This is a genomic window from Buttiauxella sp. (genome assembly GCF_049686335.1).
GTDB lineage: Bacteria > Pseudomonadota > Gammaproteobacteria > Enterobacterales > Enterobacteriaceae > Buttiauxella.
The window spans coordinates 129,586-149,022 of the sequence record NZ_JBAVHX010000039.1 but is presented as its reverse complement, the minus strand read 5'-3'; the positions used below and the strand labels follow the sequence as shown (position 1 = coordinate 149,022).

The window sequence follows — 19,437 nt, the reverse complement described above, 5'->3', positions numbered from 1 at the left end:
ATTCATTAGAATCGGTATTCGCCCGCCAGGAAGAAGCTATTACGCTCGTTAAAACCAATTTCAGTCAGGATATTAAAGTTTTGCGTGAGTTCATACTGCGCGCCAATCAGGGTATTCCACGGTGAAGTCAGATGCTGTTGAACGTCAAAACGCCCATCATTGTCTTTGTTCACGGCGCTAATCAGCGGCTGAAGTGAAGCAGGCATATGCAAATCAGAGAGATTGCCTTTGAACTCCTGCTGAACGTCCTGATACATCGCCCCAACCCAGACACTCAAATGCGAAGGCCCGGAAATCTGCGGCATATCAAAGCGATAACCCACGCGTGGCGATACCGTCAACGCCGAAATTTTGCCATCCAGAATATCGAAACTGGTACGCGTATAGTTAGTATCCACCAGCGTAAACCAGTTTTCGTAACCGCCTGCCAGGGTAAAACCGGTGCCGTAAGTGACGCCTTCGAAATCGAGTGTGAAATCAATATTTTGTAAATCACCGCTCTGGTTCAGCCGGTGTACCGACGAGGCAATAAGCCGATCGATGCCAGTATAGCGCGACGGGTCAGCATCCACAGAGACGTTCGAAACCGACGATCCTTTGGTGTAACCCATCAGCCCGTAGATATTTAAAAACGGGAATACCCACATATCGAGGCGCAGGTTTTCGCTATTACTGCGCTCCCGGGTGTTGCCGACGTCGATATTAAACATGTCGCTGGGAATCGCATGCTGACCCAGCTTCAACCCGGAGAAAGTAATACTGTCGACATCCACATTCTGGCGAATATTCATGTAACTGAGATTCACACCAAACGGCAACGGAATGGAATATCCCCGTGCGCGTGCTTCATCCCCCCAGATAGGAAACGTGCTGCTCTCACTTGCCGTATCCGTTGATGCGCCAAACGCCGCACCGGATAAAAACAGCAATGGCAGCGCGTAAGCCCGGCACTGTTGCACACCACTTAATATTATTTTCATTAGCTTCTCTTTGTAGTTAGCTTTGTCAGTCTCGCGGTTAATTCCTTTTACAGCCCCGCCCCCACGTTGAAATAGACCGCTTGTTCGTCGTCGCTAAACGCAATATCTATACCCGTATGCAGCCCAAACTCGCGCGCGATCAGGTAACGGAAACCGCCACCCCACGCCACTTCAGTCGTCTGATAAAGCTCATCCGCATTTTTTGCGGCGCTCCCCGCGCCCACAAATCCCTGCAATACCCAGCGCGGCGTCATTTGCCACTCAAGCTGCGTTTGCACGGTGCCGACATAATCAGCTTGATAGCGATAGCGCGAGATGCCTCGCAAAGAGATATAGGGTCGCGCCATCGGCGGTAAATGGCTGTCGTTGTTCGATAGTGCCTGATAATTTCCCGCCAGCGCCAGGGTGAAATCGCCCCCGAGCGGCTGGAAATATTTGCCATCGAGGGTCAACATGTTGTACCGATAATCGCCGCCGAGAAAGTGGGTATAAAACTGATATTCACCGGTGGCCGACAAACCACTGCGCGGATAGAAAAAGTTATCCGTGGTGTCATATTCCATCAGTAAACCCACGCCCGAAGTCGAGCTTTCCTCGCCAAGCACCCGTTGAAAGGTGCGGTTGATAAGCTTGTTATCGGCCGAGATTTTCATATTTGCATAGAACTGCGAACCACCAAGGAAAAACGGAGTATCTGCAACGCGGAACAGTAATTTTTGCATACCTCCGTACCCGTTTGTTTGGGTACTAATGCCTTTTCCGTTCTCAAAACCTGCAATATCGCCCGAATAAATATCAATATTTACATTGGCATAGCCCAGGCCAACCAGGTAGCGAATGCTGTCATTGTTCCAGGTATGACGATGACCACCGCCGACAAACCAGGTGCCGTTTTGTGTCGCTCCACCGCCAAATGCCGAAACCGCCGGAGGTATGGCCCGCCCATCGGTTCGGTTTTTGGAAGCGCGGCTATCCTCGGTATCATGTAAGAACAGGCCAAACAGCCCGCCCCCATAGCCAACCGCCGGTTCTGTTATCACTACCGGAACCGGTAAGAATCCATAGCGGTTGTCACTTAAATACTGGCTCATATCCAGCATGCCGTCGCTATCATCAATAAATCCTGCGGCGTGGCTTTCCATGGGTAGCCACAGCCCAGGCAATGTCAGCACAGCGAGCAGATACGCGGATTTATTCATAGCGGTTTTTCGGGTTGCATTGCCGCTTGCAAGGCGCATGAGGTGAAATGAGATGTCCATGCCAAAGAAAAAGCAACGCCCTAATCATATGCATCACCCAGTGAAAATGTAATTTTGTTTTATTATTCAATCACACGAGAGATATCATTCCCGTCAAAGAACTGATTTGAGCATAGTTCAGCATCATGCATATTCAAGATAAAGGGAGATAAGTTAAGGGGTTGGGGACCGCAGTTTTCAACGATGGCACAGCCATAGCAAGCACGGTATCATCCAATAAACTTATAAAAGGGCGGGCATTAATGGATATTAATCACAGCACTGGCGAAAATGTCATTACCAGTACCAAAGGCTATATGTGGTTTTTGTCTCTGAATATTATCATTTGCGCCTGGTTATTATTGCGTGGCACTCATCGCCCGGATATCGAATCCCTTCCTCAGTTATTACAAATTCTGTGCGGCTGCATCATTGCGCTCTCCGCAATTAACCTGATTATTACGCTGAAAATAAAGAAGAATATCAACGACGGCTTCTATCACGCCGTGCTTCCTTTTGTGGTGCTGGCTTTCGGATTGCTGTGGTCGGTGATATTTCTTAACTTCACGCTTTACTACCAAAACCCGCTCATCACCCTAATGCTGACCGTCTCAGTGTTACTGCCCGCCACCATCACCTTCTTCATTTCTGGACGGTTGCTGCTGCTGTTCTCCACGCCTTTGGCGCTGTGTTTGTTGTATGTCGAAACGTACTTACAAGATCAATTTAGCGTGGTGCAGTTCGCAGGGGTGCTGATTATGCTGTTAGTCATCTACTCTGCCCGCTACATCTTGCTGGAGTGGTATCAGCGCGTACAACGGAGCGAATATGAGAAGAATATCCTGATCAAAAAGTTGGTTCAGCAGGCACACTATGACGCCTTAACCGGCCTTTTCAATCGCCTGAGCATGGCGAGTTTTTTTGAAGAGTGTGTCAGCGCCCTTTCCGATAGCAATAAAAAACTCTTCATGATTGTCCTGGATATCGATTATTTCAAACAGTACAACGATAGATATGGGCATGTGACTGGCGATAAATGTCTGATCAAAGTCTCGCAATGTATTGAGCAATCGCTGCGTAAAGAGAGTGACAGTGCGTTTCGTTTTGGCGGTGAGGAGTTTGTCGTCATGACGGTGTGCAACGAAATTTCTCAGGCCAAAGCCATCAGCCAGAGGATCCAGCAAAATATTGCTCATGCCCATATCCCGCATAAAGGCTCGGCGATTTCTTCCGTGTTGACGGTCAGCCAGGGGATTGCCCAATGGCGCGAAGGGATGACTCTCGAAGAATTGGTGGAACAGGCAGACAAGCAACTTTATCAGGCGAAGGAAAACGGTAGAGATCGGGTTTGCTACTAAAACGAAAAAACCCGCCGAAGCGGGTTTTTAAATTCTTTAGAGCTTAGTTAACGCTAACCTTACAGGCTAGTTACGTTACCAGCTGCTGGGCCTTTAGCGCCGTTCTCGATGGTGAAGGAAACTTTCTGGCCTTCATCAAGAGATTTGTAACCGTCGTTCTGGATTGCAGAGAAGTGAACGAACAGGTCTTTAGAACCGTCGTCTGGAGTGATGAAGCCGAAACCTTTATCAGCGTTGAACCATTTTACCAGACCAGTCATTTTGTTAGACATGTGTATTACCTTTTGATTTAAGTGTGCCTTACGGCGATTTGGTATGCTTTACAGATTTTATGAAGCGGTAGAGGAGCACACGACAAAGGGTATCCAGGGATGACTCTTGAAGGACTGCTTTACTAAGTTGCTTTAAAGGTCTGTACGTCAAACCGATGGGTGTATTAACTCATGCTTAGGCGATGAATGACAAGGATTATTTTAGCCGTCCACAGGTCTGGAGCTAAAGCCCCCCTCTTTTAGCGCTTCGCTTAGGGGGTGTAAATCATACTCAATCACACCCGCTTCGCTTTGCTCTAATCGATTGTTAATAATCTATTTTTGCCACTTTTCGTAGTGCTTCTGGCGTCACTTCTGGCAGGCCAAAAAACTCCATATAAGCAGGAATCATCTCAAATAACATATCTGTTCCAGGTTGTATCTGGCAGTCTCTTTCCAGGGCTGCGCGCAAAAAAGGCGTGATTTCGTTTTTCATCACCACTTCGCCGACAAAACTTCCCGGCGTTATTGCACTCATCTCCACCGGCAGTTCGTCGCCTGTATTCATCCCCAACGGCGTTGCGTTCACGACAATGGAAAACCCCTTCGGGTTGCGCAAGTGGGTTTGCACCGTGAGCAACGGATAGTGGCGACGCAGACGTGTTGCCAGCTCTTCACAGATTGCGGGACGGTTATCGAATAATGCCATCGTTTCCACACCCGCTGCGGCAAGAGAGGCGGCAATAGCAGAACCCACTCCGCCGCATCCCACCACCAATGCCCGCGCCCCTTTCACCTGAACCCCTTTGCGCAACACGCCGCGCACGAAACCGTCGCCATCAAACATATCGCCACGCAAGCTGCCATCCGCTTCACGACGAATGGCATTACAGGCTCCGGCAATTTGCGCGGTGGGGCTTAAACTGTGGACCAATTCGCAGGTCGAGACTTTATGCGGCATGGTCACCAGCGCCCCCACAATATTGGTCAGGCGAAATAAAGAAGGGATCAGCTGCGCATAATCTTCAGCTTTTACCCCCATCGGCACCACTTTGATATCAATGCCCTGCGCTTCAAACCACGGGTTGTAAATCATCGGAGCTTTGAAGGTGGTGGTTGGATAGCCCAGATGAGCGATTAAACGGGTGTTGCCACTGATTTCCATCATTCATCGTCCAGTTCAATACGTTTGATATCGCCAAGAATAAAGACATACGACAATACGCCCAGCAATGCTGCCCCGCCGATATACACCAGCGCATAAAAGAAATTGCCCGTCGCCGCGACGATGAAGCCGATAATCAGCGGTGTGATAATAGAGGCAAGATTGGAGCAGAAATTAAATAAGCCCCCCGTCAGCCCGGCCAGATTCTTTGGCGCCATATCAGAAATCAGCGTCCAGCCCAGTCCCACCATTCCCTGCCCGAAGAAGGCCACGGACATCACTGTAATCACCAGCGCGTCAGTCGGCATCCAGTTAGCCGAGATAATCAGGCTCGCCATTAACAGACCCGCGATAATCGGCAATTTACGTGCGATGTTCACCGAACCGGTACGTTTCAGAATTTGATCCGACACCCATCCACCAAACATCACGCCTACAGCGGCAGCGAGGAACGGCATAATGGCGAAGAAGCCCACTTTCAGCCACGGCATATGGCGCTCGGTGGCGAGATAAGTTGGGAACCAGGTCAGGAAGAAGACTAACGTGGTATTGCCAGCAAACTGGCCAATCCCTGCGCCGAGTATCTGGCGGCATTTCACCAGTCTTGCGACATTCGCCCAACTGAAGTTCATCTTAGGCTCAGGTTCCGCCTCTTTCTGATCATGCCCGATATATTCCAGCTCAAGCTGGTTGGCGGTTTTCGATTCATGCGGCTCGTGATAAAAACGCCACCACACTAATACAAACAAGATCCCCGCAACCCCGACGGTGATAAACAGCGCTCGCCAGCCAAAGGTTTCCATAATAAAGAACAACAATGGCGCAAAGGCTGCGAGGCCAACATATTCCCCCACCGTATACACCGCGGTCGCACGGGCGCGTTCATGTTGCGGGAACCATTTGCCCACGACCCGGCTATTAACCGGGAAACACGGTGCTTCACTGATCCCCAACCCTAAGCGGCATAGCAGTAAGGTTTTCAGCCCCACCGTCAAACCGTGGAATAAGGTAAATGCCGACCAGAAAAACAGCGCCAGTGCATAGGTGATTTTGTTTCCGAAGCGGTCAAGGAAAATGCCACCGGGGATTTGCATCGCCGCGTACGTCCAGGCAAAAGCAGAAAACACCATCCCCATCGTGGCCGCACCAATACCGAGGTCGGCGCTCAGTTGCGGCGCGGCGATACCTAAAACCGTACGGTCGAGGTAGTTGATCATGGTCCCAATAGCCAGAAGGGTCAGGATAACCAGTCGGGTTCGGGAGCGCTTTTCTACACCAGTTTTCGGGGCGGCGATGTCGCCCTGGCCATAACTCGCCATTGTTTTATCCTCTGTCTATTTGTAGGTAACAGGTGTTTTATTGAACCTTAAGGTTCATTTATTCAGATTGCTGACAAAGAGCGATAAACGGGTTTGTAGGGTGGATAAGCGTTAGCGTCATCCACCCTTTGCGTCAGTGGCGTCGGATGACGCTGCGCTTATCCGACCTGCTAAGAGGTTTGTCATCAGTCTGATTTATTATTTTTTAAATCAAATCATCGCGTTTGCATGGCTGCCAGGCGAACTGCCGCGTTAGTCGCGCCATATTGTTGATAATCACCCCGCCGCTCGACCAGTTCAAAGAAGAAGCGGTTCGGGCGGAACGGTGGGGTATACGCATGTAAAAATTCTTGCAGGTGAGCATCACGCTCATAAAGGATGTCCAGACGCGCAAGCCCTCGCAGTAACGTATTGTCTGCCCCGTAACGCGCCAGCAAATCGTCATAATAGTTCGCCGGGATCGGCAGCAATTCCAACCCCTTAACGTGCAGACTTTCAACGGTTGCCGGTAAATCATCACAGGCGAATGCCGCGTGTTGCAACCCGGTTCCCTGATAACTCGCCACCGAACGCGCGATTTGTGTATCCAGACTATGGGACATATTCAGCGGCAGGCGAATCGAATGACACGGGCTGTGCATTACCTGGCTTCGGACCAGACCGTACGGATCCGGCACGCTGAGTTCGTTATCCAGCTCAAAGCCAAACACTGCGCGGAAAAACATAATCCAGTTATCGCGACTGCCTTCGACTAAACCTAACGCGAGGTGGTCAATGCCACGCAACACGCCCTCGCTCGCGGTTTCAGTCAGTGTAAAGTCTGTCTGATAAATATCATTTTCGCCCGCATCCGGCGCTTCAATCAGATAAATTAAGCTGCCATCTGGAGCACAAATGGCTGCCAGCGCTCGCTCGTCCGGGCCGTGTTCTTCATGCCAGATGGGGTAGCCATAATCTTGTGCCCGCTGCAAAACGTTTGCCGCACCTTTGACTCGCCAGGCCATGGCACAAAGCGAAACGCCGTGACGACGATGGAACTCATCCGCCCAGCTATGCGCCTGATGGTTGATAATCACGTTCACATCACCGTTGCGCCACAGCGAAACATCCTTAGAGCGGTGCTCACCGGCGTGGGCAAAACCGAGCGGTTGCAAGGCTTCGCCAAGGGCGACGGCATCCTGAGCATCGGTAGCAAACTCTAAAAATTCGATGCCCTGATAACTGGCCTGCGGCGCACTATGGAACAAGGGCGCATCAATGAGCGGATTGTTATTCCAGGTCTGCTCCTCCAGCCACAGCAGCGAACGATAGCCATCTTTGGCGGTTGGCGCGTTCGGCGTAGCGCGGAAGCTGTCGTTGAAAATCTCCAGCGACCACGGGCCACGATAACCTTTCTCCGTCAGCAGGCGGGTAAACTCCACCACCGGCAGTTCCCCTTGCCCCGGGAAGCAGCGGAAATGACGGCTCCACTCCAGCACATCCATTTTCATCAATGGCGCATCGGCCAGTTGCAGGAAGGTGATTTTATCCAGTGGAATATCGTCGAGATTGATCAGCTGATCGCCGAGCGACAGCACATGGAAACTGTCCAGCACCAGCCCCAACGCCGGGCTGTTCACTTGTTTTACCCGCTCCCAGGCCTGGCGATAACGGTTCACATGCGTGCCCCACGCCAGCGCTTCATAGCCGACTGTAATTTCATTTTGTTGTGCTAATTCAGCTAAATGCGCCAGGTCACTGACCTGCAAATCAATATTAGCGGAGCAGTCCGGTGCCACGTTGCTGCACAGCAACATGGTGTCGCAGCCCAGCTCATGCATCAGAGCAAACTTACGCCGCGCACGTTCCAGATTGCTGGCAAATTGCGGGCGCGAGGCCCCTTCAAAATCGCGGAATGGCTGAAACAGCGTGATGGTCAGCCCAAGATCGGCCGCCATCTTGCGCACATCGGCGGGCGTGCCTGGGTAGTAAAGCAAATCATTTTCGAAAATTTCGACACCGTCAAAACCCGCAGCCGAGATTGCGGCCAGTTTTTCCGGCAACGTGCCAGAGATAGATACGGTTGCAATTGAACGCTGCATGTTGGCTCCTGGGGATCGGGATAAGTCGGTTAATGTTGTATCATTTGGTTCATATTGCAAATTTATAGTTAATTAATTGTTACCCCAGATCACACCGCCAGAAGTTAAAAAAAATAGCGGGCGATTACCGAACAAAACAAAGACGGGTTACACTTTTCAGTCCCTCTCCTGGCAACCATAAGGCAGACACAACATGTCAGATAATAACTATCAGCCCCCAAAAGTATGGACGTGGAAAAAAGGTGAAGGCGGCACCTTTGCTAACATCAACCGTCCGATTGCTGGCCCGACCCATGAGCGTACCCTGCCTGTCGGCAAGCATCCGTTGCAGCTCTATTCTCTTGGTACACCGAACGGGCAGAAGGTCACTATCCTGCTTGAGGAGTTGCTGGCAGCAGGCGTGAGCGAGGCTGAATACGATGCACACCTGATTCGTATCGGCGAAGGGGATCAGTTCTCCAGTGGCTTTGTCGATGTGAACCCAAACTCGAAAATCCCGGCATTGATGGATCATTCAGTCACACCACCGATTCGCGTCTTTGAGTCGGGGGCAATCCTGCTGTATCTGGCGGAGAAGTTCGGTCATTTCTTGCCAAAAGAGCTGGCAGCACGCACCGAAACCCTGAACTGGCTGTTCTGGCTGCAAGGTTCTGCCCCTTACCTCGGCGGCGGGTTCGGTCACTTCTACAATTACGCACCGATGAAAATTGAGTACGCGATTAACCGCTTTGCTATGGAAACCAAGCGCCAACTCGACGTGCTCGACCGCCAACTGGCGAACCATCGCTTTATTGCTGGCGAGGAATACACCATTGCTGATATCGCTATCTGGCCGTGGTACGGCAGCCTGGCAAAAGGTGGGTTGTATGATGCGGCTGAGTTCCTCGATATTGCATCGTATAAAAACTTCGTCCGCTGGGCCGATGAAATCGCAGAACGTCCAGCCGTGAAGCGTGGGCGTATTGTGAATCGCACCTTCGGTGAGCCGTCGCAGCAATTACTTGAACGCCACGACGCATCAGACTTTGATTTGCGTACCGAAGATAAACTGGCGAAATAACATTCTGATGGCAGGTTGCAACCGTGACCTGCCATTTTTATTGTTTAAAAATAAACAAACTTAATATAGTTTCAGGATAACCCTGCAGGTAAGTTGCCGTCTGAGTTAATCAGTAAGCAAACTGCAAGGAAATATCGTGTTAAAGAAATCCATTCTTATATTCGCCTTCATTCTCGCCGGGTGCGCCCAACAAGGCGATGAAAAGGTCGAAGCGTTAAATACTATCGAATTCCACGCCACCCCGTCATCGACTGCCACAGCGAACAGTAATCCTGTGGAATTAGAAAGCCTGCACAACGCCAATAAGCAAGCTATTGCCAGTCTGACAGCTGAAATTAAAGCGGCACGTGTGGATGGCCTGAAAAGTGACGATGTATTTGATAATCGCTATGGAATCGATAACGTGTTTCAAGCGCTGACACGCCTTGAAGAGTTTGGTGAACTGAACAATATCTATTTGAAAGATAAGAATAAAACTGGACTAGTGCAAATTGGTAAGGTGTTAACGCCTCTCACCGGGAAAACCTCCTGATCGTAAAGTAAAAGGATGTCCTGACGACATCCTTTTATTAAATCGGTAACAACAATCAGTAAAGTTGTTTCTCAATCAGCAGCTGCTGCAAATGTTGCTTCTGTTCAGGCGTGAGCACACGGCTGACATTAAACACGTATTTAGCTCTCTGATAGCGCACCTGGCTTTGGATATCTCCAAGGGCAGAAAGCTGTTTCTTCGCCGCACCATCATCCCACACGCCGGTCTGGAACATATTCACAATGGCATCCTGAGCTAAAGCATCAGTATTAATTTTACCGATCTCTTTTTGTGCATCCTCACGCAGTGTATTCACCGTCTTAATTTGTTCTGGTGTCAGTTTTAATTGCTGTGCCAGGCTATCTTGCAGCAGCGTTTCTGTAGAAGTGGATGCAGAAGCCATACCTGAAAAAGCCAGAACCGTTGCCACCATGGCAACTTTAAACATTTTCTTCATTCAATACCCTTACAAATAATAAGTAATAATTCCATTAGCACCGTTATATTAATAACGCAGCCAGAATGACATTGATAATCCTTAGTCGTTTATTTTTAAACAAATCAGTTAACTCTCCATTAACAATGTTAATTATAATATTTAAGATATATGATCTGGAGATTACCATGCTCGAAATGGAGTTTATTACCCTTTATATTTTCATTTTCTTACAGTGGATTATTATTAAAAGAACCGGGCTCAAACCGTGGATTTCTCTATTAATGCTGGTACCGTTAGTTAACCTGTTCGCCTACTTATATATAGCAACCGCTCGATGGCCCAATGCAAAACCGAAAAAATAACGCCATTCGTCGGGGTGATTTTTTAATTACTGTTCTGCTAACCTATTTTATCTTTAATAAGAGTCGAACAGGTCTGTTCTATTGCTAAGTCACCGTTGCGCGGGGTACACACCTGCTGCATAAATTCATTGATTTCAATAAATAACAGAAAACCGCATAGTAAAAAGCCACACTATGTTGCCATAGTGTGGCTTCGTACTGCTTACTATTTGATGGTTGCTTACATAGCTCACTTCCTTATGAACCAGAAGCAGCATAAAGTTAATACGCCTGCCATTCAAAAGTATTTTTATGTAAAAATAAATTTTAATATTTAGCTAAAAAAAACCCGCCGGACAGGCGGGCTTATTGTATTGGCACTGCAAGATGCACAAACAATATTAAAGGATCGAATCACTCGGATTGATGATATCAATGAGGCTTGATGTCTCAACGTGATAATTGTAGTGCGTGACAATTTCTGCAGCAAACTTATTCGTGTATAAAAATAAATTTCTCAGAAACTGAAATTAACCCCGGCGTAAGCGCCGTCGGCTAAGATATTATCGCTGCGTCCATCTTTCCCTTCCATGCCAACATAACGGTATCCGCCATCAACGGAAAACGTTTTATTCACATTCCAGCGAAGACCAGCGTTGGCTTCACCGTACTGTGCAACACCGCTGGAGAGCGAATCAGGTGAGAAATAAGCATCACCGAACAGAGTAAAATGTTCACCTAGTGGCAGCTGCGCACCACCGCCCACCGCAACGGCGTAACCCTCGTCGTTGTCATCTGGGTTCAGATAAAGCGTTTTGCCCCCGAGAGTAATTAACACCGAACCTAACGGAATATTCCAGCCCATTCCCAGGCTCGCCACATCACCGTCATTATCGTTATGCGCCCAGTTACCACTGAAGGTAAAGCCGGGTTCATTGGCGCCAAAACTCATCCCGAGGTTAGTCCATTTAGAACCCGCCTCACCGTGGAATGAAACTGCATTTGCCGAACCTGCGGCCAGTGTTGCAGCAACCAGAAAAGCCACTTTTAAATATTTCATCGTTTTCCTCTTTTCTCTATAGGGTTTTCAGATCAAAAAAAAGCCCGATAGGCACAAGTGCATCGGGCAAAACGGACGGTACTACTATTTTTTTAATTGCATCTGGGGCTTACGGCTGTACGGCTACACCGGCGATTTCAACAACAACGCGGCGGTCAGGTGCCAGGCAGTTGATCAGTTCTTGACGCTCAGTCACTGCATCACAAGTTGTGCCAGTTACCGGCTCGCTTGAACCACGGCCTTCTGCCTGCACGTTTTGAGCTGGCATACCTAAACGAACCAGTTCGTTAGCAACGGCTTGTGCACGTTGAGTGGAGAGATCCAGGTTGTAGTTCTGGGAACCCAGACGGTCTGTAAAGCCAATCACCATGGTAGTTTTCTCTTTAGACGCCTGAATTTCCGGGCGGTTGAAGAGATCACGCACTGCAGCTTCACCTTCTGGTGACAGCACAGCAGAGTTGAAGGCAAACATAACGTCTGATTTCAGATTGAAGCGCTGTGGCTCAACCGGTGCTGCTACTGGCGCTGGAGCTTCAGCAACAACCGGTGCTGCAGCATTTTGACCGAAGCGGTAAACCACGCCTGCCGTCACAGTGCTGACATCAGAAGTGATGCCGATTTGGTTGGAGTTACCGACATTGCTAACCCACTGGTATTCCAGACGGCCAGCCCAGTTGTCGTTAAACTCATATTCTGTACCCACCGCTGCCAATGGGCGCACGCCGGTTTCAAACTTGGTGTTGCCATCTTGCTGAGTTTCAGCACGGTATGCCATTGCACCGGCACGACCGTAGATGTCCCAGTTTTCATTGAATGAATAGCTGGCTTTCATAGACAGTTGCAGGCCCTGGGAGCCCATTTTGGCACCGGCTACACCGTTGTTGCCTTCAACTTGCATGTTGCCAAGGTAGTCGTAGCCACCTTCAACAGCCAGCCATGGGTTAATCTGATAACCACCAAATACGCCGCCGCCAACATTATCGCTGCTGGTATCGAAGTCGGTAGCATTGCTCAAATTATCATTGAAGTCATTGTTACCATTGCCGTCGAAATAATGTGACCAACCTAATTTAGCACCGCCATACCAGGTATTGGTATCGGCTGCGGCATTAGCGTTCGTTACTGCGAAGGCGTTGAGTGCGATTAACGCAATAAGAGTCTTTTTCATCATATTCCTTGAAGTCGCTGCTGGGGGATTGCTCAATGGTATTAATATTTAAGCGATGAATGGTATTGATATTCCCCAGCAGAGGGAATTTGAAGTTTGTTTAAATTTAAATGAAAAAGAGGTAGGTGAATTTATTGCATCAACGCACTGCTAAAACTAATATCACTATAATAGTTAGCCTGCTTTAGAATTTCTCAGGCAAATTGATAACTTCTAATAAGTAGCCGCCACGTCGAATGTCAATATAGCCGCCATTTTTTAGAGCAAACATAACATTCAAAATACTGCTACGCGATAAGTGCGTTCTTTCCTGGATATAATCAAGAATAGACGTTCTTAAACGAGATTCTTCCGGCAGGCGTCCCATCTCAATAAGATGACCACGAATAATGGAATAGGTGCGCTGTTGTACGACGACCGAGTCACGGTAGCAAAGGTAGGTGGTGTAATACGCGAGAATAATAGCGACATCTTTCCACAAACCCTCTTGCGTAATTATTTCATGGGCTACGCTGGCATCAAGACGGAGCATGGTGCATTCGGTTTCTGCACGCAGAATATGGCTGCGTAAAGGTTGAATGCTCTCTGCAATACCGAACAAATTCTGACCGGAGAGCGTTACGATAACCAGGCCATCCGTTGCACGGAGCACGGAAATCTCGCCCTTTTTGAACACGTAGAACTGCGGGACATCTTTATATTCCCAGTTAATACGCTTACGGGGAATGATCTCCATAGGGGTGCCATGGGGTTCGAGGACGGTCAGCAGGCGCTCAATGGCATCTTCGGGTCGGGTTGGAGTAGGTATAATCATTTGTTTTCCTGAAATTACTCACAATACATGCAGGTTCCTTGAAGTATATACCACGCCAAAGATCTAGCTGGGAGCCGCTACCTTAGCGGGCTTTGCCACTTACATACAACTGTGTATTGTAAAACTAATACATTATTCGCCAAAAGTTTTACAACTGTGTCGGTGATGAAAAGAAGTGTAATTTCTGACTTTTCCTCTTGCACATTATTGGGAATATGTGCAATTAAAAAATGGCTAATTGTTTATTTTTAAACAAAATAATTGTGGTGCCATTCCCCCCTTCTCATTAGTGTCTCCGAACATTTTCTTACGGGGGCACCCATCTATGATTCTGGACTATCTTGCCTTAGGCGCTCTTATATTTGTGGGACTTACGCTGTTTTACGGCGTTATTGTCGTGCACGACATCCCCTATGAAATTGCGGTGCATCGTAACCACCCACACCAGGATGCGATTCATGCTGCGGGCTGGGTGAGCTTATTCACACTGCACGCATTATGGCCGTTCCTGTGGATCTGGGCGATGTTATATCGCGAAGATCGTGGTTGGGGTTTTACGACTAAAAATCATGAACTGGAAGCGCTTCGCGAACGTTTAGCGCAACTGGAAGCTCAGCACAAAAATAATACAACAAACCATCAATAACTGAATTATTGAGCAGGATTCATTGTGGATTTACTACTTATTCTTACCTATACCGCCATTTGTGTGGGTATATTTAAATTCTTTAAAATTCCATTAAATAAATGGAGCGTCCCTACCGCAGTATTGGGTGGGATTATTCTCATTGGCTCTCTGCTTTTATTAATGAACTACAACCATCCTTATACCGAAAGGGCTCAGATGGTTACCGTCACGGTACCTATTATCCCTGAAGTCTCGGGAACGGTGGTCGAAGTGACGTCTAAAGCCAATAAGATGCTGAAAAAAGGCGATTTCCTGTTCCGTATTGACCCAACAGCTTACCAGGCCAAAGTTGAGTCGATAAAAGGTGAGATTGAAAGCGCGCAACAAAACGTTGAGATGCTTAAAGCGCGTCTGGCGTCCGAAAATGCCGATATCGCTCAGGCGAAAGCGCAACGTGATTTAGCCATGAAAGATGCTGACCGTTACCGCAGTGGCAGCCATGACAAAATGAAAAGCCCGTTCACAGACCAAGAAGTGGTCCGTGCGCAGCAAACTTATCTGGCAGCGCAAGCTCAATGGCGCTCTTCCCTGTCGAAAAGAGATCAAACGGCTGCAGAACTTAGCGCTCTGATTAACGGCGAAAACGCCGTGGTGTACCGCCTGAAATCCAATCTCAAAGAAGCCGAGTACTTCCTTGAGAAAACCGTTATTCGCGCCCCGAGCGATGGCTACGCGACGCAACTGTTCCTGAAACCAGGCATGTTCGTCCGTCCGATTCCGCTGCGCCCGGTGATGGTGTTCGTACCGGATCAGAAAACCAGTGTTTATGCGGTGTTCCGTCAGAACTCAGCGCTGCGCTTAATCGCAGGCGATGAAGCCGAAGTGGTATTCAACGGTCTGCCAGGTAGCGTCGTAAAAGGGAAAGTGAAACAGATCCTGCCCGCCATTGCTAACAGTAGCTACCAGGCACAGGGACATCTGCAAGGCTTAAGCCTTGATCCGAAACTCGACGGCATCTACGCGGAAATCGAGCTGAGCAACGTAGCCGATGTGGAGAGATTGCCCGCCGGTACCATGGGACAAGTGGCGGTCTATTCCGATCACTTCGAGCACGTTTCCATTATCCGCAAAATCCTGCTGCGTATGACCAGCTGGATGCACTACCTGTATATCGATCATTAATCCGAGGTAACAAAGGAGCCACCCCATGCAGAAAGCAAAAATGTTCACTCTTTTCGCCATCGTTATTCTGACGTGGGGGAGCACCTGGCTTGCCATGAAGTTCGCGTTGGTCAGCATGCCACCGATCTTTGCCACCGGCCTGCGCTTCTTAAGCGCAGCGCCGCTGCTACTGTGGATGTTGAGCATTACCCGCTCTTCGTTGTTGTTCCCACCAGGCCACCGCTTTTTCCAGTTTTGCGTGTTCCTGTTCTGTTACTGCCTGCCCTTCACGCTGGTGCTTTACGGTGAGCAATACGTCGACCCAAGCACCGCGGCGATAATCTTTGCCGTGATGCCCGTCGCCGTGATGCTGATTTCCATTGTGCTGCTGAATACTCCAACCAGCTTATTGCAGCTGATGGGGGCTGTGCTGGCACTGGTCGCGCTGTTCTGCATCCTGCAAGAAGAAGCCAGAGTCAGCCTGAGTAACAACTGGAAAGGGGCGTTAGCCGTGGTTCTCGCCGTGTTCATGCATGCTTTTATGTATGTTCAATGCAAGAAGCGCAGTTGCCCGGTTTCGCTTTTCACCTTCAATACCCTGCCTTGCCTCGCCGCGGGATTAATCCTGACGATGATTGGCGCGATAGTAGAGAAACCGATGCTGGAAAATATTACCTGGCTGTCGTTTGCCTCGATTATTTACCTTGGCATCGTGGCGGGCGTGTTCGGGATTTTGTGTTATTTCTCGCTGCAAAAACGCCTTTCGACGTTCAGGACATCGCTGGTGTTTATCTGTTTCCCGGTGATCGCCGTCATCCTCGAATGCGTGGTCATGGACAGCATATTTTCACAGACATCCTGGCTTCTGCTGGCGGCGATGTTGGGCGGTGTTTTTCTCTCTGTTATCCCGGTTGAGAAGAGAAAACGCGTGTCGATATCCCAACAGCAGTGGAATTAGTACGATATTTTCTTCGCCATATTTACAACTTATTAATACATGTTAAGAATGAGTATTATTTGAACATAAATATGGTCAATGTCAGAAGACAACCTCAGGCAGCAGATCCAGAACCTCAAAAAGCACAATGCCCGACTCAAAAGAATTGCCCATGACTCACGCAACAAGCTGAGTGCGGCGCTCGACGGGACAGGTTTGTGCTTGTGGCAACTCGATGTCAGTAGCGGCAAATTGGTTATTTTCAACCGCCGCTGGGGAGCCATGTTAGGTTATCGGCCCAAAGAACTTAGCGCTCATTTTGATGTGTGGCGTGAGCACCTGCATCCTGAAGACAGAGACAGGGTGCTCGCCGCGTTTTATAACCATCTCGAAGGGAAAGCGCCCTATTACGAGGCACTGCACCGCATGCAGGCCAGAAACGGCACCATCACCTGGGTGCTTGATCGCGGACGTGTGACCGAATGGAGCGATGACGGCAAACCGCTGAAAGTCACCGGCACCCACATCGACATGACCAAAGAAAAGCAGTACGAGGAGCAACTGGCGAAGCTCGCTAACCACGACCCGCTCACCGGTCTTGCCAACCGCCATGCGCTTAAGGCGCAGTTCGATCTGCTCAAAAAACTCGGCTCGCTGTCCGTGGCATTTATCGATCTTGATGATTTCAAAAACGTTAACGATACCCTCGGGCATCGCAGCGGCGACGAAGTTCTGTTGCAACTCAGCCAACGTTTATCCGAAGCCTGCCCAGCGGAAGTGACCATTGGTCGCCTGGGTGGCGATGAATTTATCCTGCTGATGCCCTGGACGCTGGATAACAACCAAATCCAGACCATCGCCCGCCGCTGCCTCGATGCCGCCATCACTCCGTTTGAATTGAGTAATGGTGCGGCGAAAGTGGGCGCATCCATTGGCGTGAACGAATCCTGGGCCAGCGACAACTTTGCCGATGCCGTGATTCGTGCCGATGAATCCATGTACCTGATTAAACGCACCGGCAAGAATGGCATCGCACTGGGTGCCAGCATTCTGATCCACAGTTAAGCCAGATATTTGCGGAACCAGTCGAGGGTTCGCGACCAGGCCAGCTCCGCTGCCGCCTTGTCATAACGCGGTGTCGAATCGTTGTGAAAACCATGATTCACACCCGGATAGATATAGCCTTCGTAGACTTTATTATTGGCTTTCAGCGCCGCTTCATACGCAGGCCATCCCTCGTTAATCCGCGAATCCAGCTCACCGTAATGCAGCAACAATGGCGCTTTAATACGCGGCACATCTTCCACTTTTGGCTGGCGACCATAGAACGGTACGGCGGCGGCTAATTCCGGATAGGCAACCGCCGCGGCATTTGCTACACCGCCACCGTAACAAAATCCGGTAATACCGACTTTTCCCGTTACCGCCTCGTGATGCATCAGGAACTCAATCGCGGCGAAGAAATCATTCATCAGTTTGGTGGGATCGACCTGAGATTGCAGCTCACGGCCTTTTTCGTCATTGCCCGGATACCCGCCGACCGAGCTCAAACCATCCGGTGCCAGCGCAATAAATCCCGCTTTGGCCACACGCCGCGCGACATCTTCTATGTAGGGATTCAGGCCACGGTTTTCATGCACCACTACCACGCCCGGCACTTTACCCGCGGCTTTCGCCGGACGCACCATATAGGCTCTCACCTCCCCATGCCCTTGCGGACTTGGGTACTGAATATATTCAGCCACAATATCGGGATCGGTAAATTCCACTTGTTGGGCGAAGGCGTAATCAGGCGTCAGCAAAGTGCCAAGCGCCACCGCTGAAAGCCCACCGACGACAAACTTGCCTGCCAGGTCGAGAAACTCACGTTTGCTGATTTTGCCGTGGACGTAGAAATCGAAGTATTCGAGTAATTCAGGAGGGAAATCTTTTGCGGTAAGTCTGGTCATTGGCAGGCCCTTTATCGATAAAAGATGGATAAATAATGGCCTGCATTTGACGATTTTGCCTGCTCTAATTTAAGCGGGATTTAACGACGTTCACCCGCCAGATGCCGAAGCACACCAACACCAATGCCAGGGCATAACGCCACTCAAGAATACTTTCTTGCAGGAAGATGGCTGAAAGCACCGCACCCGACACCGGGATCAGGAAGTTAAACGGCGCAATCATCCCCACGCGGTTGTGCTTGAGCAGCAAACTCCATAGCGCAAAGGCCACGGAAGAGAGCAATGCCAGGTAGCCAAGGATTGCCACCGACTCCAGGCCATGAAACGCCAACCGCCCGCCACATGCGTAGCCGCCAACGGTCAGCACCACGCCACCGATGGCCAATTGCCAGCCGGTCATAATGGTCGCATCCATGGTTTGCGAAAGACGTTTTCCATACAGCGACGCGGCAGAAAGAATAAATGCCGCCAGCACTACGAAGCCGTCACCCATCCAGCTGAAACTGAAATCCATCAGCTGGCTATTGAAGTTCACCACCATCACACCGGCAAACCCCAACACGCAGCCCACCACTTTGTTAATACTGAGCTTGTCGTTTTGATAGATAAAATGCGCCAGCAGAACGCTAAAGAAAGTGCCCGTGGCATTCATAATTGAACCTTTCACGCCTGTGGTATAGGCGAGGCCAATATAAAAGAAGAGGTATTGAATGGCCGTTTGGGTCACGCCTAACAGCGCAAGTTGCGAAAACTGGTGGCGGGATAAACGCGCAACCGGCTTGCCCTGTAACAGGGCAAACGCCAGCAACAGCAGGCCGGCGATGACAAAACGGTAACCGGCAAAGACCACTTTTCCCGGTAAATCGTCCGTCGCTATCTGGAAAATTTCATAACCGTTTTTAATGGCCGGGTACGCACTTCCCCATAACAAGCAGCAAAAAGCCGCTCCCATCCAT

General features: G+C 49.5%; 19 protein-coding genes. 7 read left to right on the top strand and 12 right to left on the bottom strand.

Annotation, left to right across the window (positions count from 1 at the left end; genetic code table 11):
- Positions 1 to 5: 5 nt before the first annotated feature.
- Together WBL83_RS22545 and WBL83_RS22540 are read right to left on the bottom strand one after the other, a co-directional pair.
- A complete protein-coding gene (locus WBL83_RS22545; RefSeq protein ID WP_424591204.1) occupies positions 6 to 980 on the bottom strand; it encodes a hypothetical protein in 975 nt (324 codons plus the stop codon).
- A 47-nt stretch (positions 981 to 1,027) separates the two neighbouring features.
- A complete protein-coding gene (locus tag WBL83_RS22540; protein WP_424591203.1) occupies positions 1,028 to 2,179 on the bottom strand; it encodes a BamA/TamA family outer membrane protein in 1,152 nt (383 codons plus the stop codon).
- A 302-nt stretch (positions 2,180 to 2,481) separates the two neighbouring features.
- Between WBL83_RS22540 and WBL83_RS22535 the strand changes: the two genes are divergently transcribed.
- Positions 2,482 to 3,576: a GGDEF domain-containing protein gene (locus WBL83_RS22535; RefSeq protein WP_424591202.1), complete on the top strand. Its 1,095-nt coding sequence runs from the start codon at positions 2,482 to 2,484 to the stop codon at positions 3,574 to 3,576.
- A 59-nt stretch (positions 3,577 to 3,635) separates the two neighbouring features.
- Here the strand turns inward: WBL83_RS22535 and cspE are convergent, their stop codons facing one another.
- The 4 genes from cspE to WBL83_RS22515 all read right to left on the bottom strand — a co-directional run bounded on the left by cspE (position 3,636) and on the right by WBL83_RS22515 (position 8,392).
- Complete coding sequence (cspE, locus tag WBL83_RS22530) at positions 3,636 to 3,848, bottom strand: transcription antiterminator/RNA stability regulator CspE (protein ID WP_034461105.1); 213 nt, start codon at positions 3,846 to 3,848, stop codon at positions 3,636 to 3,638.
- 307 nt (positions 3,849 to 4,155) lie between these two features.
- Positions 4,156 to 4,992, bottom strand: coding sequence for a shikimate dehydrogenase family protein (locus tag WBL83_RS22525; RefSeq protein WP_424591283.1), 837 nt, complete (start codon positions 4,990 to 4,992; stop codon positions 4,156 to 4,158).
- Entirely contained in the window at positions 4,992 to 6,311 is a 1,320-nt protein-coding gene (locus tag WBL83_RS22520; RefSeq protein ID WP_424591201.1) for an MFS transporter, read from the bottom strand. The genes WBL83_RS22525 and WBL83_RS22520 overlap by 1 nt, the downstream gene beginning before the upstream one ends.
- Positions 6,312 to 6,526: 215 nt before the next feature.
- Positions 6,527 to 8,392, bottom strand: coding sequence for a bifunctional sugar phosphate isomerase/epimerase/4-hydroxyphenylpyruvate dioxygenase family protein (locus WBL83_RS22515; protein ID WP_424591200.1), 1,866 nt, complete (start codon positions 8,390 to 8,392; stop codon positions 6,527 to 6,529).
- Between the two features lie 193 nt (positions 8,393 to 8,585).
- On the opposite strand from WBL83_RS22515, the gene yghU reads away from it, so the two are divergent.
- Together yghU and WBL83_RS22505 are read left to right on the top strand one after the other, a co-directional pair.
- Positions 8,586 to 9,452 (top strand): glutathione-dependent disulfide-bond oxidoreductase, encoded by an 867-nt coding sequence (gene yghU / locus WBL83_RS22510; RefSeq protein ID WP_424591199.1) that lies wholly within the window; start codon positions 8,586 to 8,588, stop codon positions 9,450 to 9,452.
- Positions 9,453 to 9,588: 136 nt separating this feature from the next.
- Entirely contained in the window at positions 9,589 to 9,984 is a 396-nt protein-coding gene (locus tag WBL83_RS22505) for a hypothetical protein (RefSeq protein WP_424591198.1), read from the top strand.
- Positions 9,985 to 10,039: 55 nt separating this feature from the next.
- Here the strand turns inward: WBL83_RS22505 and WBL83_RS22500 are convergent, their stop codons facing one another.
- From WBL83_RS22500 to WBL83_RS22485, 4 genes are all read right to left on the bottom strand, one after another.
- On the bottom strand, positions 10,040 to 10,441 hold the full coding sequence (locus tag WBL83_RS22500; protein ID WP_424591197.1) for a Spy/CpxP family protein refolding chaperone: 402 nt from the start codon (positions 10,439 to 10,441) through the stop codon (positions 10,040 to 10,042).
- 840 nt (positions 10,442 to 11,281) lie between these two features.
- Positions 11,282 to 11,824 (bottom strand): YfaZ family outer membrane protein, encoded by a 543-nt coding sequence (locus tag WBL83_RS22495; RefSeq protein ID WP_424591196.1) that lies wholly within the window; start codon positions 11,822 to 11,824, stop codon positions 11,282 to 11,284.
- Between the two features lie 109 nt (positions 11,825 to 11,933).
- Entirely contained in the window at positions 11,934 to 12,992 is a 1,059-nt protein-coding gene (gene ompA / locus WBL83_RS22490) for a porin OmpA (protein WP_424591195.1), read from the bottom strand.
- A gap of 184 nt (positions 12,993 to 13,176) precedes the next feature.
- Positions 13,177 to 13,806, bottom strand: a complete 630-nt coding sequence (locus tag WBL83_RS22485; RefSeq protein WP_424591194.1) for a helix-turn-helix domain-containing protein — start codon at positions 13,804 to 13,806, stop codon at positions 13,177 to 13,179.
- 325 nt (positions 13,807 to 14,131) lie between these two features.
- On the opposite strand from WBL83_RS22485, the gene WBL83_RS22480 reads away from it, so the two are divergent.
- The 4 genes from WBL83_RS22480 to WBL83_RS22465 all read left to right on the top strand — a co-directional run bounded on the left by WBL83_RS22480 (position 14,132) and on the right by WBL83_RS22465 (position 17,597).
- Entirely contained in the window at positions 14,132 to 14,452 is a 321-nt protein-coding gene (locus WBL83_RS22480; protein WP_424591193.1) for a DUF3302 domain-containing protein, read from the top strand.
- Between the two features lie 24 nt (positions 14,453 to 14,476).
- Positions 14,477 to 15,616: an HlyD family secretion protein gene (locus WBL83_RS22475; protein WP_424591192.1), complete on the top strand. Its 1,140-nt coding sequence runs from the start codon at positions 14,477 to 14,479 to the stop codon at positions 15,614 to 15,616.
- A 25-nt stretch (positions 15,617 to 15,641) separates the two neighbouring features.
- Positions 15,642 to 16,553: a DMT family transporter gene (locus WBL83_RS22470; RefSeq protein WP_424591191.1), complete on the top strand. Its 912-nt coding sequence runs from the start codon at positions 15,642 to 15,644 to the stop codon at positions 16,551 to 16,553.
- 78 nt (positions 16,554 to 16,631) lie between these two features.
- Positions 16,632 to 17,597: a diguanylate cyclase domain-containing protein gene (locus tag WBL83_RS22465; RefSeq protein ID WP_424591190.1), complete on the top strand. Its 966-nt coding sequence runs from the start codon at positions 16,632 to 16,634 to the stop codon at positions 17,595 to 17,597.
- On the opposite strand, the gene yghX is transcribed toward WBL83_RS22465, so the two are convergent.
- Both yghX and WBL83_RS22455 read right to left on the bottom strand, forming a co-directional pair.
- Positions 17,594 to 18,481, bottom strand: a complete 888-nt coding sequence (gene yghX, locus WBL83_RS22460; protein ID WP_424591189.1) for a YghX family hydrolase — start codon at positions 18,479 to 18,481, stop codon at positions 17,594 to 17,596. The two genes, WBL83_RS22465 and yghX, sit on opposite strands and share 4 nt — an antisense overlap.
- Positions 18,482 to 18,545: 64 nt before the next feature.
- Entirely contained in the window at positions 18,546 to 19,433 is an 888-nt protein-coding gene (locus WBL83_RS22455; RefSeq protein ID WP_424591282.1) for a DMT family transporter, read from the bottom strand.
- Positions 19,434 to 19,437: the final 4 nt, after the last annotated feature.

Bases quoted from the DNA above. Each gene is read 5' to 3' on its own strand.
- WBL83_RS22545 (WP_424591204.1), bottom strand. From the start codon at position 980: ATGAAAATAATATTAAGTGGTGTGCAACAGTGCCGGGCTTACGCGCTG.
- WBL83_RS22540 (WP_424591203.1), bottom strand. From the start codon at position 2,179: ATGAATAAATCCGCGTATCTGCTCGCTGTGCTGACATTGCCTGGGCTG.
- WBL83_RS22535 (WP_424591202.1), top strand. From the start codon at position 2,482: ATGGATATTAATCACAGCACTGGCGAAAATGTCATTACCAGTACCAAA.
- cspE (WP_034461105.1), bottom strand. From the start codon at position 3,848: ATGTCTAACAAAATGACTGGTCTGGTAAAATGGTTCAACGCTGATAAA.
- WBL83_RS22525 (WP_424591283.1), bottom strand. From the start codon at position 4,992: ATGGAAATCAGTGGCAACACCCGTTTAATCGCTCATCTGGGCTATCCA.
- WBL83_RS22520 (WP_424591201.1), bottom strand. From the start codon at position 6,311: ATGGCGAGTTATGGCCAGGGCGACATCGCCGCCCCGAAAACTGGTGTA.
- WBL83_RS22515 (WP_424591200.1), bottom strand. From the start codon at position 8,392: ATGCAGCGTTCAATTGCAACCGTATCTATCTCTGGCACGTTGCCGGAA.
- yghU (WP_424591199.1), top strand. From the start codon at position 8,586: ATGTCAGATAATAACTATCAGCCCCCAAAAGTATGGACGTGGAAAAAA.
- WBL83_RS22500 (WP_424591197.1), bottom strand. From the start codon at position 10,441: ATGAAGAAAATGTTTAAAGTTGCCATGGTGGCAACGGTTCTGGCTTTT.
- WBL83_RS22495 (WP_424591196.1), bottom strand. From the start codon at position 11,824: ATGAAATATTTAAAAGTGGCTTTTCTGGTTGCTGCAACACTGGCCGCA.
- ompA (WP_424591195.1), bottom strand. From the start codon at position 12,992: ATGAAAAAGACTCTTATTGCGTTAATCGCACTCAACGCCTTCGCAGTA.
- WBL83_RS22485 (WP_424591194.1), bottom strand. From the start codon at position 13,806: ATGATTATACCTACTCCAACCCGACCCGAAGATGCCATTGAGCGCCTG.
- WBL83_RS22480 (WP_424591193.1), top strand. From the start codon at position 14,132: ATGATTCTGGACTATCTTGCCTTAGGCGCTCTTATATTTGTGGGACTT.
- WBL83_RS22470 (WP_424591191.1), top strand. From the start codon at position 15,642: ATGCAGAAAGCAAAAATGTTCACTCTTTTCGCCATCGTTATTCTGACG.
- WBL83_RS22465 (WP_424591190.1), top strand. From the start codon at position 16,632: ATGTCAGAAGACAACCTCAGGCAGCAGATCCAGAACCTCAAAAAGCAC.
- yghX (WP_424591189.1), bottom strand. From the start codon at position 18,481: ATGACCAGACTTACCGCAAAAGATTTCCCTCCTGAATTACTCGAATAC.
- WBL83_RS22455 (WP_424591282.1), bottom strand. From the start codon at position 19,433: ATGGGAGCGGCTTTTTGCTGCTTGTTATGGGGAAGTGCGTACCCGGCC.